General features: G+C 73.7%; 9 protein-coding genes. 6 read left to right on the top strand and 3 right to left on the bottom strand.

The genetic code is table 11. From position 1 onward, the window contains the following. Positions 1–9: 9 nt before the first annotated feature. Positions 10–4845 carry a HEAT repeat domain-containing protein gene (locus ACIGJO_RS25300; protein ID WP_399961659.1) on the top strand — a complete coding sequence of 1612 codons (4836 nt, stop codon included), beginning with the start codon at positions 10–12 and terminating at the stop codon, positions 4843–4845. Between the two features lie 94 nt (positions 4846–4939). On the opposite strand, the gene ACIGJO_RS25305 is transcribed toward ACIGJO_RS25300, so the two are convergent. Then, positions 4940–5500 carry a DNA polymerase ligase N-terminal domain-containing protein gene (locus tag ACIGJO_RS25305; RefSeq protein ID WP_399961661.1) on the bottom strand — a complete coding sequence of 187 codons (561 nt, stop codon included), beginning with the start codon at positions 5498–5500 and terminating at the stop codon, positions 4940–4942. Between the two features lie 278 nt (positions 5501–5778). On the opposite strand from ACIGJO_RS25305, the gene ACIGJO_RS25310 reads away from it, so the two are divergent. The 3 genes from ACIGJO_RS25310 (at position 5779) to ACIGJO_RS25320 (ending at position 7525) form a co-directional block, all read left to right on the top strand. Next, positions 5779–6690, top strand: a complete 912-nt coding sequence (locus tag ACIGJO_RS25310; protein WP_399961663.1) for a family 16 glycosylhydrolase — start codon at positions 5779–5781, stop codon at positions 6688–6690. A 143-nt stretch (positions 6691–6833) separates the two neighbouring features. Further along, positions 6834–7136 (top strand): ArsR/SmtB family transcription factor, encoded by a 303-nt coding sequence (locus ACIGJO_RS25315; RefSeq protein WP_399961665.1) that lies wholly within the window; start codon positions 6834–6836, stop codon positions 7134–7136. After that, positions 7133–7525 (top strand): VOC family protein, encoded by a 393-nt coding sequence (locus ACIGJO_RS25320; RefSeq protein ID WP_399961667.1) that lies wholly within the window; start codon positions 7133–7135, stop codon positions 7523–7525. Before ACIGJO_RS25315 ends, ACIGJO_RS25320 begins: the two co-directional genes overlap by 4 nt. A 57-nt stretch (positions 7526–7582) precedes the next feature. On the opposite strand, the gene ACIGJO_RS25325 is transcribed toward ACIGJO_RS25320, so the two are convergent. Together ACIGJO_RS25325 and ACIGJO_RS25330 are read right to left on the bottom strand one after the other, a co-directional pair. Next, entirely contained in the window at positions 7583–8938 is a 1356-nt protein-coding gene (locus ACIGJO_RS25325; RefSeq protein ID WP_399961669.1) for a serine/threonine-protein kinase, read from the bottom strand. 291 nt (positions 8939–9229) lie between these two features. Next, positions 9230–9712, bottom strand: a complete 483-nt coding sequence (locus ACIGJO_RS25330) for an Lrp/AsnC family transcriptional regulator (protein WP_399961672.1) — start codon at positions 9710–9712, stop codon at positions 9230–9232. Positions 9713–9940: 228 nt separating this feature from the next. On the opposite strand from ACIGJO_RS25330, the gene ACIGJO_RS25335 reads away from it, so the two are divergent. Then, positions 9941–11443, top strand: coding sequence for an FUSC family protein (locus ACIGJO_RS25335; protein WP_399961744.1), 1503 nt, complete (start codon positions 9941–9943; stop codon positions 11441–11443). A gap of 211 nt (positions 11444–11654) precedes the next feature. Beyond that, positions 11655–12722, top strand: coding sequence for a lactonase family protein (locus ACIGJO_RS25340; RefSeq protein ID WP_399961674.1), 1068 nt, complete (start codon positions 11655–11657; stop codon positions 12720–12722). Positions 12723–12826: the final 104 nt, after the last annotated feature.

The raw sequence follows: 12826 nt of genomic DNA on the forward strand, positions 1-12826 counted from the left end.
TATCCGGTCGTGACGACACCTCCGGACGAACAGATCCAGGACGCTCTCCGCCGGGCCGACGCCGCCCGGCTGGCCCGGCTCCTCGGAGCGGGCGGCTGCGGGCCCGACGTCCTCGGACGCCTCGTCCGGCACGGGAGCGCCCGGGTGCGGCATCTGGGGCTCACGCTGCTCGCGGAGCGGGTGACGGCGTCCCCGCGTGGCGCGGGCGATCCCGGTGCGGCCGAACGGGACGGCCTGGTGGCGCTGTTGCCCCGGGTCCTGTCCGGTTCGCCGGAGGAGTCGCTCGTCCTGGCCGGACTGTGCGCACACCTCGGGCCGCGGCTGTCTCCCGAGCGGTGGCCGGACTGGCGGAGCGCGGGTCTGCCGGTGCCGGTACGGGTCGCCTGGCTCCGGGCCGAGGTCCTCACCGACCCCGCGATCATCCGCGACGGCACCCCCGGAGAGCTGCTGTACCAGGCCGTGCGCGGCAGCGACCTCATGAGCGCCCACAGGCCCGCGCACCTCGTGGCCGAGCTGGCCGGCAGCCGGGACCCGGTGCTCCGGGCGGAGGCCCTGCGGCTGGCCCGGCAGGGGCTGCACACCGGACTGCTCGCTCCCGCGACCGTACGCGCCCGGCTGGTTGCGCTGCTCGACGCGGCCGACGCCGGGGTCGCGGCTGGCGCACTGGACGAACTCGCCGAGCCCTGGGCGGCGATGCTGCCGGTGGAGCGGTCGCTCCTGGCCCCGTTCCTCACCGCGGACGCCGCCACCGGGAGGCCGGGGGCCGCGGCGGCCGCGCTCACCACCGCCGCCCGGCACGGACACGGCGCCCTCCTTCGGCAGGTGACCCAGGACCCGGACCTGCCGTCCGTCCTGCGCGGGCGTGCCCTGGAACTCCTGGGCGCGTCCGCGGAACGCGAGGACATCAGCGGACTCCTGGCAGTGGCCGCGCAGGACCCCCTGCTGTTCGCCGGGCCGGTGCTCACCTGTCTGCGCGGGCTGCACCGGCGCGGGCACTTCCCGGCGGAACGCGATGTCCGGCCCCTCGTCGGGCTGGCCCTGGCCGACCACTCGATCCCCTCGCGTGATGTCGCCACGGTGCTCTACACCTGCCGCCGGGCGATGTACGAGGCCCTGGCCGACGCGCCGGACGGTGACCCGGGCTGGCCCCGCCGCCTCGACCTCCTCGTCGCCCTGGCCGGTCAGGGGGCACCGGAACTGCCGATCGGGGAGACCATCACCGGACGGCTCCCGGCGGCTCCCGCGCCCGGACCGTTCCTCGACGCGATTCGCACGCTGCGCCACGTGGATGCCGAGGAGGCGGTGATCGCGCTCCTGCCCACCGCGCCCGCGGCGGCCCTCGGCGCACTGGAGGCCATCGGCGGCAGCCGTACGGTCCGGGTGCTCTCCGAAGGCCTCGGTCTGCACCCCCTCGGTGACGGTGACGGGGTCACCGTCACGGGCGGGGAGACGGGCACCATCGTGCCGTCGCTGCGGGGCGTACGGAACCGGGCCCTGGAGATCCTGTGGCACCTGAGCCGGGAACCGGAGGAACGCGAGCGCGTCCTCGTACGGCTCGACCCCACCGATCTGCCCGGCCGCATCGCGGCCGACCTGGGCGGGCCCGACGAGGCGGAACTCGCCCTCCTGCGCTCCCGGCCCGCCCCGGACGAACCCGTGGCGGAGCTGTGCCGGCTGGCGGAGCACGGCGGCGCGGGTACCCGAACCCTGCCCGTCATCGCCGACCTGCTCCTGCGCATCGTGCGCGACCTCGCGTCCCCCCCGGCCGAGGGCTCCGCCGCGTCCGGCCCCGACGCGGCCCGCCCGCCCGGCGAACCCGAGCTGCCGCAGGAAGTCCTGGACGCGGTGCACGCCCTGGGGCAGCGCCTCCACCAGCGGCGGCGCATCCGGCCCGTCTGTCTGCTCGACGCGGCGGACGAGCGGGAGGCGGGCCACTGCCTCGTCGCCACGATGGCACTGGACCTGCTGGAGCGCCCCGCGCTGTCCGGCGGTGAGCAGGCGGTGGTGCTGAGATCGCTGCTCCGGGTGCCGGACGTGGTGAACGTCCGGGCGCGTGTGCACCCCTTGCTGCGCAGCCGGGACCCGGACGTACGCAAACAGGTGATCGCCCTGCTGGCACGCGATGCCCAGGAGGACGACGCACAGGCTCTTTCGGCGACGCTGACCGTGCTGACCGGGTCCGGGGACATCAGGACCGTCCGCCAGGCGCTGCTGGCCCTCGGGCACGCACGGGCACGCTGGGCGGCCGTGGCGGTCGCCGCCTGCCTCGACCACCCGAACATGAACATCAAGAAGACCGCCGCCTCCGTCCTGGTCCGCGCGGGCGGACCGGCGGCCGTGCCCCGGCTGCTCCACTGGCTGGCCAGGCACGACAATCCGGGCCTGCGTACCGCACTCGTCGAGGCGCTGCGCACGATCCTCGGGGACGCCTACGCGGCCACCCTGCTCGCCGCCGCCGAACAGAGCGAGGACCGGCGCACCCGCGGACTCCTGCTGGCGGGCCTCGACGGCGTACTCACCGCGCGCGCGGTCCTGGCCCTGGACGCCCAGGTGTCTGCGGTCGTTCCGGCGTTGCTCGGCCTGGTGTCCTCGGGCGGCGTCCGTCTGGCGTCGGGCTCCGCCGAGGAGCTGGCGGAGCCCATGTCGAGGCACGGTGTCACACCCCCTGCCACACGTACCCCCGGGGCCGCTGCCGCACGCGCCTGCGGGCCGGGCGACGCAGACGGCTTCGACGTCGCGCTCCTGCTGACCGGGGGATGGAACGCATCCGCCGCCCTGCGTATCGCGGCACGGCCCGAACCACTGGACGCGCACCGCCTGGAGGAGCTGCGGAAACTGCGGCCCCTGCTGGAGGACTGGCTCGGGCTGACCGCCCGCGCCCGTTCCGCCGACGCCCGGCTGCGGCTGCTGCGCTGTGTGCTCCGGCTCTGCCCCGGCCCGTGGACATCCGGCGAAGTGGCCGCGTTCGCCCGGTTCGGCGGGGTGCTGACCACCGTGCTCGACGAGATCGCGGGCGGACGGCCGGGGGTGGCCGAGGAGTTCGCCGCGGAACTCATGGCCGTTCTGGCCGCCGTGGCGCCGCGGCTGTCGGGCGTCGAGCGGTTCGCCGTCGTGGAGTCGGTACGTGCCCTGCCCCTCGGAGCGGGGGGCGGCACAGAGGTTCTGGGCCTGCTCCGGCAGTGCGGTGCCGTGCTGGTCCGGGCCGATCTGGTCCGGGCCCTCGACGCTGCCCGCCTCGGAGCCGACCCCTGGCAGGCCGCGCCCGCGGTGCTGCGTGAGGCATTCGGCGTGCCGGAGCGTGCCGCTGTCCCCGCCGGCCGGGCCGCCCCCGGCGGAGGGACCGCATCCGGCGATCGGGCTGCCCCCTCCCGCGAACTGTCCGCCTGGCAGGCCGCGTTGAGCGCCGCCGTACGCACGCCCCGGGCCCTGGAGGAGTTCCGCCGCCGCGCCGCCCTCCCCGCCCCGGACTCCAGGGAACGCCTGGACGCACTGATCGTCGCCTACCCGGACGCCGGCCCCGGAGTGCGCGACCGCCTCGTCGACTGGATGCAGCAGCTTCAGCCCCTCGACGCACCGGCCTGGACGATCACCGAGACGGCCGGGGGAGCCGGGACGGTGCGGGCGCCTGCGGCCACGTCCCCGGCCGCCGCCGGATCCGTACACTCCGACGATCTCGACCAGCCGCGCTCGGCCGCCCTGCGCGCCCGGTTGCTGACCATGCTGGACGCACCCGATCGCGGCGGGCGCAACACCGCGGCGAAGGCCCTGCGGGCATGGCCCGAGCCCGGGACCGCCCGCACCGTGCTCCGCGCGTTCCTGTGCGGCCGGGTGGACGAAGAGGCCGGCGGAGCCGGTCTCGCCCGTACGTTCGCCACGGTCGGCGAGGCGGAGCTGCGCGGCGACGGGGTCCGCCCGGACCGGGTGCTCCGCATGGCCGGGTGGCTGGACCCCTGGGACCTGCCACCGCTCGTCCCGCTGGTGGTGGAGTGGTGGGAGAGCGGGCCGCCCGGCCTCCGCGCGGAGGCCCGGAACGTACTGAGCAGAGTCCCCGGCGACGTACTGGCGCAGCTCCTCGGCGAGCGCGTCGACGCGGGCTCCCCGGACATCCTGGAACTGCTCTGCGGACAGCCGCTGCTGCGTACCCCCGCCCTGGTCCGGGCCCGGCGACTCCTGCGTACCGAAGGACGCGACGCTCTGGCCGACCGGCTCCGCCTCGTCGAAGGCCCTCTGCGCGGGCCCGGAGCCGCCGGGGAGGACGCCGCCGCACTCGAGGCCCTGCGCTCCCCGGCCCCGGCGGCGACGGAGGAAGCCGGGGCCCCGCCCGCTTCGGGGGACCTGTTCGACCGGGCCCGCACCGGTAGCCCCGAGGAGATACGCCGGGCCCTCACCCTCCTCGCCGAGCAGTACGGCCGGCGGCCGGTGGACGAGGGACGGCCGGGGACGCACGGCGGCCCGGAGCGGGAGCTGTGCGCTCTGATCGACGACCTGCTGCGCCACCCGAAGGCCGGTGTACGTCTGCACGCCCACCGGACCTCGCGCGCTCTGCTGGACCGTTCCACCCATGCGCGGCAGACGATGTTCCTGCTCGACGACCCCCAGCCCGATGTGGTGCGCATGGCGATCCGGACACTCGCCCACGCGGGCTGGAAACCGGCGCTCCCCGCGCTGACCGGACTTCTGGGCCACGCGCAGCCCACCGTCCGTAGCGCGGCCGTCGAGGCCATCGGCCGCTTCGGAGCCGCCGCCGTCCCCGCGCTGCGGCGGGCCGCCGCCCACGCACGCCCCGACCGGCGGTCCCGTTACACGGACGTCCTGGCACAGCTCATGGGCGCCGACAACGCGTAGAGGCTCCGCGCGGTCCACTGCGCCGTCCCTGGGCACCGTGCCCTCGGCGTCCGGGCCCCCGCGCGTCCGGGCCCCGCGCGTCCAGGTACGCGTTTCAGCCGCCATGCCCCCGCGCGGCGGCCGCGACCTGGTGCAGCGTCCGCCCGGTGCGTGCCGACCGGGCGTGGTACGGGTCGGGCGAGCCGGGCTTGTCGCGCACGGCCAGCCGGTCATTGGCCTTGATCAGGAGCCATGCCTCCTGGCCCGCCGCGTCCGGCTCGTCGCCCAACCGGAACCGGGTGAGGGCGAACTCGCCGTGCAGTTTGGTGCCGTACAGCCAGAACGTGGCGTGACCGAGGGACAGTGACTCCTCGAACGGTACGGAGGCGCCCTCCTGGTCGTGACCGAGCGGGCGGTACGTGCCCTGGTCCCACACGATCACGGTGCCGCTGCCGGACTCGCCCTGCGGGATGACCCCTTCGAACTCGCGGTACTCCAGCGGGTGGTCCTCCGTCGGAACGGCCAGCCGCCGGTCGCTCGGGTTCTCGGAGGGGCCCCGGGGTACCGCCCACGACTTCAGCACGCCGCCGACCTCCAGCCGGAAGTCGAAGTGCATGCGCCGTGCGTCGTGGATCTGCACCACGAAGTGGGGCCGAAGTGTGCCGTCGTTGTCCACGCCGTGCTCCCTCCGCCCGCGCTTCCTTCTTCCACTGTGCCGCCGCGGGCCGTGGACCGCACGACGGAAGGGAGCCGGAAACGCCGACGAGGCGCCGGGTTCAGGCGCACATGCCAGGGGCGTATTCCGATCCCGCTCAGGTCTGGACCAGGCCATTGACGCCCGTTCGAGCGCTCCCTTAAAACAAGTAATGAAAAGTACGCCCGAGGTGACCCCGCAGATCGTTCACCTCTCGGCGTGTGTCTGTCATGCGCATACCCCCACACAAAAGTGATGTGATGACTGTGCACCTCTCGCGCCACTCCGTGCGGCCCGCCTCCGGGCGCCGCCGCACCACCCTGTACGCGCTCTCCCTGCTCTGCTGTTCCGCACTGGTGACGGCCCTGCCCGCCGGAGCCGCCCCCGGGCCCACGGGTCACCCAGCCGTCCCCCACGCGGCTGCGGCGCCTTCGGCGGTCACCTTCTCCGACGACTTCGACGGCCCGGCCGGGTCCGCCGTGAACGGCGGCAAGTGGCAGATCGAGACCGGGGACAACGTCAACAACCACGAGCGGCAGTTCTACACCGCGGGCAGCGACAACGCCGCACTCGACGGTCAGGGCAATCTCGTCATCACGGCCCGCAAGGAGAATCCCGCCAACTACCAGTGCTGGTACGGCACCTGCCAGTACACCTCGGCCCGGCTCAACACCTCCGGCAGGTTCACCACGGCGTACGGCCATGTCGAGGCCAGGATGAAGGTGCCGCGCGGTCAGGGCATGTGGCCCGCGTTCTGGATGCTCGGCGACGACATCGGCAGTGTCGGCTGGCCCAACAGCGGTGAGATCGACGTCATGGAGAACGTCGGCTTCGAACCGGGCACGGTCCACGGCACCCTGCACGGCCCCGGCTACTCCGGCTCGGGAGGCATCGGTGCCGGCTACACCCTCCCGGGCGGGGCCGCCTTCGCCGACGACTTCCACACCTTCGCCGTGGACTGGGCCCCGGACTCCGTGACCTGGTCCGTGGACGGCACGGTGTACCAGCGGCGCACACCGGCCGACCTCGGCGGAAAGCAGTGGGTGTTCAACAAGCCGTTCTTCCTGATCCTCAACCTCGCGGTCGGCGGCTACTGGCCCGGCGACCCCGACGGGAACACCACGTTCCCGCAGCGACTCGTCGTCGACTACGTCCGCGTCACCACCGGCTGAGCCGTGCTCGGGCGGGCGGCCGGTCCCTGCCGCCCGCCCGAACGGCGTCCCCGGCGTCTCCGGCACGGGTGCTGCCGGGGACGGCCCGCGACGCGGTGTTCCCCGACTTGATAGGCAAGTGAACGTTTGCCTATTCTGGGGCCGTGGCCGACGACATATTCAAAGCCCTGGCCGACCCCACCCGCCGCACCATCCTGGACGAGCTCGCGGAGAAGTCAGGACAGACGCTGTTCGAGATCTGCGCGCGCCTGAGCTCGAAGCATCAGCTCGGGATCTCGCGCCAGGGCGTCTCCCAGCACCTCGCCGTGCTGGAGGCCGCCGGCCTCGTCGGGACCAGGCGGGAGGGCCGCTGCAAATTCCATGACCTGAACACCGCCCCGCTGCGGCGGATCGCCGAGCGTTGGCCCGTGCCCGACACATCCGGACCGGAGAAGAGCGCCCCATGAAGATCCATCTGACCAGCGTCTTCGTCGACGACCAGGCCGAGGCCCTGCGCTTCTACACCGAAGTCCTCGGCTTCGTGAAGAAGCACGACGTCCCGCTGGGGGAGAAGGACCGGTGGCTGACCGTCGTCTCGCCCGAGGAGCCCGGCGGTACCGAACTCCTGCTGGAGCCCGCGGGTCACCCGGCGGCCAGGACCTACCGCGACGCGCTCGTCGAGGACGGCATCCCCCTCGCCCAGTTCGCCGTCGACGACGTACGGGCGGAGTACGAACGGCTGACCGGCCTCGGTGTCCGCTTCACCCAGGAGCCCCTGGAGATGGGCCCTGTCACCACCGCCGTCCTCGACGACACCTGCGGCAACCTGATCCAGATCGCGACACAGCCGCGGTAGACGAACGGCCGTACGCCGGACGGCCGTACGCCGGACGGACGGTGCGCGCCCCGCGCTTCAGTCCTCCCCGTCCTCCTCGTCCCCGTCGTGCCCGTCGTTGTTCCCCTTGCCCTGCTGCCGCCCGTGGCCCTTGCCCTGCTGTCCGCCGTCCTGAGGCTGTCCGCCGTTTTCGGCCGACACGTCATGCGGAGCCTGATTCTGCGGGGACTGGCTCTGCGGAGGCTGGTTCTGCTGGTTCTGCGCCGGGCCGCTCCCGGTGGAGCGGTCGCCGTCCGCGTCGCCCTGTGCCGGTGCGTCGGAGCCCGCCGTCGGGGCCGGACCGGAACCGGGCCCGGAGTCGGGTGTGCCGGCCGAACTGGAGTCCGGCGAGAACAGGACCATCCCCAGATACACCGCGGCCAGGAAAGTCGCCGTTCCCGCGATGGCGCTCGCCACCCGCGGACGCCGCTTGATCGCCTCGCGCGCGCTGCGCCGACGGGCGGGCGCGGCTCTGTTCGAGGTGCTGCGCCTTCTGCCCGTGGGCTGCGGGAGCCGGTAGGTCGCGGGGCCCGCAGGAGCGGCCGGCGCGGCCGGAGCCACCGGTGACGGCGAGACCGGGGCGGGGCGGGACGTCCGCGGGGCGGGCTGCGTCTGCATCGGCAGGGGCTCGGGGTGGCCGCGCCAGGCGTCGGTGCGGAACCAGTCGGAGACCTGCTGGGCGCTCGGCCGGTCCTCGGGCTGCTTCGCGAGCAGCCCCAGCAGGAACGAGTCGAACGCGGCGGAGATGTCCACGCCCCGCTGTCTGAGCGGCACCGGCGCCGTGTCGACATGCTGGTAGAGCGTCGCGGTCGCGGTGTCGGAGCGGAACGGCGGCTGGCCCAGCAGGAGTTGGTAGATGACGCAGCCGAGGGAGTACATGTCGGAGGCGGAGTCGGCCGTACGGCCCAGCGCGCGTTCCGGTGCCAAGTAGAGGCTGGTGCCCACGATGTGACCGGCCGTCGTCAACGCGGTGGAGGGATCGTCGACGAACTGGGCTATCCCGAAGTCGCCGATCTTCACCGACCCTTCCGCGTCCAGCATCAGGTTGCCGGGCTTGATGTCCCGGTGGACGATGCCCTGACGGTGTGCGGCGGCCAGTCCCGCGGCCGCCTGACCTGCGATCAGGGCCACCTGCTCGGGGTGAACGGTCTCCTGTGTGGCGAGTACGTCGCTCAGGCTCCGGCCCTCGACCAGTTCCATCACCAGATAGAAGCGGCCCTCCCAGGCACCGAAGTCGAACACGGCGACCAGATGAGGGTGGCTCAGCCGGGCGGCGGTCTGCGCCTCCATGCGGAAGCGAGCCGTCGACGAGGCGTCCGCGTGGTCTCCCAGCAGCAGCTTCACGGCCACGGCCCGGCCCAGCACCTCGTCCGTGGCACGCCATACCTCGCCCATGCCGCCACGACCGATGGGGGATACCAACCGGTACCGACCAGCTACCAGCACCTGTGCACCAATCTCGAATTGTGGCCCGTTCCGACTGTCGTGGGACCCGCCCCTCTTCGCACTTTTCGGGAGCGGGTCAGGGGTGGGACGCGCGACCCGGTCAGGATATCGGTCTGTAGGACCGCGAATGCCCCGTAGGCCGCTCCGGCCGTCATCAGGAGTGGCCGGAAGATGACGGATCGGCAGATCGTGGACGGGGCCGCCCCGGACCGACCGGCGCCGAGGGGGCGCGACCTCGGGTCAGTCGTCGGCCGCTGCTGCCCGCCCCACGGCTTCCACCAGCGGCAGGACCCGGTGCGCCACCCGCTCGCGCAGCGCCACGTCGGTCCGTGTCCGGACCACCCCGGGAAGCTGGATCAGCCGCTGGATCACATCCTCCAGATGCCCGTTGTCCCGGGCCACCACCCGCGTCAGCAGATCCCCGCCGCCGGTGGTGGAGAACGCTTCGATGATCTCGGGGACGGCGGCGAGCGCGTCACCCACATCGTCCAGATGCCCCTGGGTGACCTCCAGATGGACGAAGGCCAGGACCGGGTGGCCGAGCGCCGCCGGGGAGAGGGCCGGGCCGGTGCCCGTGATCACTCCGTCCCGCTCCAGCCGGTCGAGCCGGGCCTGCAGAGTGCCGCGGGCCACCCCCAGGATGCGCGCGTACTCACGCACGCTGGTGCGCGGCTGCTCGATGAGCAGCCGCAGGATGCGGGTGTCGAGGGCGTCCACCGCCATGGTCCGTTGGCTTCTTCCTGGTTGCTCGATACGGGCCTCGACTGTACCAATGGCACAGTGCTATCCGGTCGATTTGGGCCACTGTCCTGACAAGTGCTTTCCTTTGCCGATAGATGGCGCCGCGCAGCGCCGGACGGCGACGAAGCCGCTTCCGGTTCCGCGGCGCCTTTGCCATGCAGAAGAGGGTGTTCTCCAGCCGAAGGGGGCGGTCCGACCGTCGTGAAGAGGATGTTCGTGGCCCCGGATCCGGGGCTTGTGCGACTGCGGGTCTCCCTGCGCGCCGTGCTCGGCATCGGCCTGGCCGTGACCGCGGCCGAACTGGCCGGTCTGTCCCTCACCGCCTCCATCACCGGAGGTCTCGCCGCGCTCCTGGCACTGTTCACGGTCGGTGACCCCACCGTCCGCGGGCAGGCGGTCACCACCCTGCTGCTGCCCGTGGCCGGCTTCCCGGTCCTCGCCCTGGCGAGCACCCTGCACGGCCAGCCCCTGCTGCGGGCCGTCTGCTGGCTGGCCGTCGTCTTCGCCGGGGTGTACGCGCGCCGCTGGGGCCCACGTGGCCACGCCCTGGGCATCTTCGGCTTCATGATGTTCTTCAGCACCCAGTTCCTGCACGCCGTCCCGGGTCAGCTGCCCGAGCTGTACGCAGCGGTGGCGCTGGCCGTCGCGGCCTCCTGCGCGGTCCGGTTCGGCCTCTGGTGCGTCGAGCGCCGCATCCCGCCGCCCGCCCAGCCCGCGCCCCTCACCGGGCGCGGCCTCGCCAGGCCCACCACCCGGCAGGCCCTCCAGGCCACCGCGGCCTGCGGGATCGCGCTCGTGGTGGGGCTGCTGCTCTCCCCGGACCGCTGGTACTGGGCGGTCGGCACCGCCTGGTGGATCTTCGTCAACACCGCCTCGCGCGGCGAGACGCTGGTCCGGGGCTTCCGCCGGGTCATCGGGACCGTCGCGGGCATCGGCGTCGGGCTGCTCGTCGCCGTACCGCTGCACGGGGCACCCGCGCCCACCGCCGCCCTCGTCGCCGTCTGCGTCTTCGGGATCTTCTACACGGCGGCCCCCTCGTACAGCTGGATGACCTTCTTCGTGACCGTCATGGCCGGACTGCTCTACGGACTCCTCGGTGTCCTGAACCCCGGGCTGCTGTGGCTCCGCTTCGAGGAGACCGCCGCCGGGGCCCTCGGCGCGGCCCTCGGGGTCGCGCTGATCCTGCCCGTCACCACGCATGCCACCACCGAGGCCTGGATACAGCGGGCCCTGAACTGCGTGCACCGCTGCACCGGCGCGGCGGCGATGCGGCTGGCCGGTGACCAGCACGCCGACCCCGCACCGCTCGCCGCGGAGCTGGAACTGCTGCTGGGCCGGGCCAGGCTCTCCCTCGCCCCGCTCGTCCACCCCCTCAGCCCGCTGCGCGCCCGCAAGGTCCGCGCCCGCCGGGTCCTGGACCTGCTCGACTCGTGCGCCCGCGAGGTGCGCGGTCTCGCTTCCGTGGCCGCCGACCCGGACGCCTCCCACGACGCGCGTCTCACCGCCGCCTGCCACCGGGTGGAGGCCGCCCTGCTGGCCCTGGCGCCGCCCGGACAGCCCCGTAGGGACCGGCCGGCCGTACCCCTCCAGGCGCCGCACCACCACCCGGGGGCCGAGGCCGCGCTCGTACATCTGCATGCCCTGGAGGGCGTGCTGGCGGATCTCGCCGCGCCACTGCGCAGCTCACCGCGGGCACCGCTCGTCCCCGCCTGACCCTGCCCTGCCCCTGCCCCTTCCCCTGGCCCTTCCCCGCCCCCCCGGCCCCGGTTCGCCCTCCCGTGGAGCGAACCGGTACGCAAGCGGTGGCGTGGGCCGGAGAGCCCACGTCCCAGGGATTCGGCCCACGATTGGTCCAGACCGGCTGGACGCTGCCTGCTACCGTCGGCCGTGAAGATCGCGACGAACGGTGAAAAGGGGTAGCGCGATGGGCGGCGACAGCGCCGGGCGGGCATTCATAGGATCGTTCACCTCGAACGGGGGGCCGGGCATCACCGCCGTCGCCGTGGACCGCGACACCGGCGCACTGAGGGTGCTCGGGTCCACGGACGCCGTGCCGGACCCCTCGTTCCTCGCTGTCGGGCTGGGCCCGGGGCCGGGCGGCAGCGCCCTGTACGCGGTCGGCGAGACGACCCGGGGCACGGCTGCCGCCCTGGACATCAGCGGCAACGTACCGCGGCTCCTCGGCGGGATCCAAGAGGTGAACGGTGAGGCTCCCACCCACCTCGCGCTCGCCGGCGGCCACCTGGTCACCGCCAACTACGGCTCGGGCAGCGTCACCGCGCTGCCGGTACGGGCCGACGGGTCGCTCGGGGAGGCGGCCTCCGTGCTCCAGCACGAGGGCAGCGGTCCGGACACGGCCCGTCAGAAGGCCCCGCACGCCCACCAGGTGCTCGCCGACCCCTCGGGCGCATGGGTGCTCAGTGTGGACCTCGGCACCGACTCCGTACGCGTCTGCGCCCTGGATCCGGGGACCGGGGCACTGAGCCTGCACGGCGAGACGGCGCTGCGGCCGGGCACCGGGCCGCGTCATATGGCCTTCCACCCCGGGGGCGCCCACGCCTATGTGCTCAACGAGCTGGAGCCGACCGTCACGGTCTGCCGCTGGGACGCGGCCGCCGGGGTCCTCGAACCGGCCGGCGAGATCGCGGTCCTGCCCGAGCGCCCGTCCTTCGACGACACGGTGCGTACCTACCCGTCCGAAGTGGTGGTCTCGCACGACGGACGCTTCCTGTGGACCGCCAACCGCGGGCACGACAGCATCTCGGTCCTGACCCTCGACGAGGCGGGCGGGAGCGCGGCGCTGGCCGCGACCGTGAGCTGTGGCGGCCGCTGGCCGCGCGACCTCACCCTCGACCCCACGGGCCAGTGGCTGTACGCGGCCAACGAGCACTCCGGGGACGTGAGCTGGTTCGGCGTGGACGCGGAGACCGGAGTCCCGCGGTTCGCGGGCTCCATCGAGGCGCCCGCGGCCTCCTGCGTCGTCTTCGCCTGATCCGTCACCCCCACCCCTCGGACCCCGGGCAGGGGCCGGGGGATGCGCCACGAGCGGTGGGGCGGGACCGGATGACCGGTCCCGCCCCACCGCTTTCGCCGCTC

The organism is Streptomyces sp. NPDC079020 (assembly GCF_044542225.1).
Classification (GTDB): domain Bacteria; phylum Actinomycetota; class Actinomycetes; order Streptomycetales; family Streptomycetaceae; genus Streptomyces.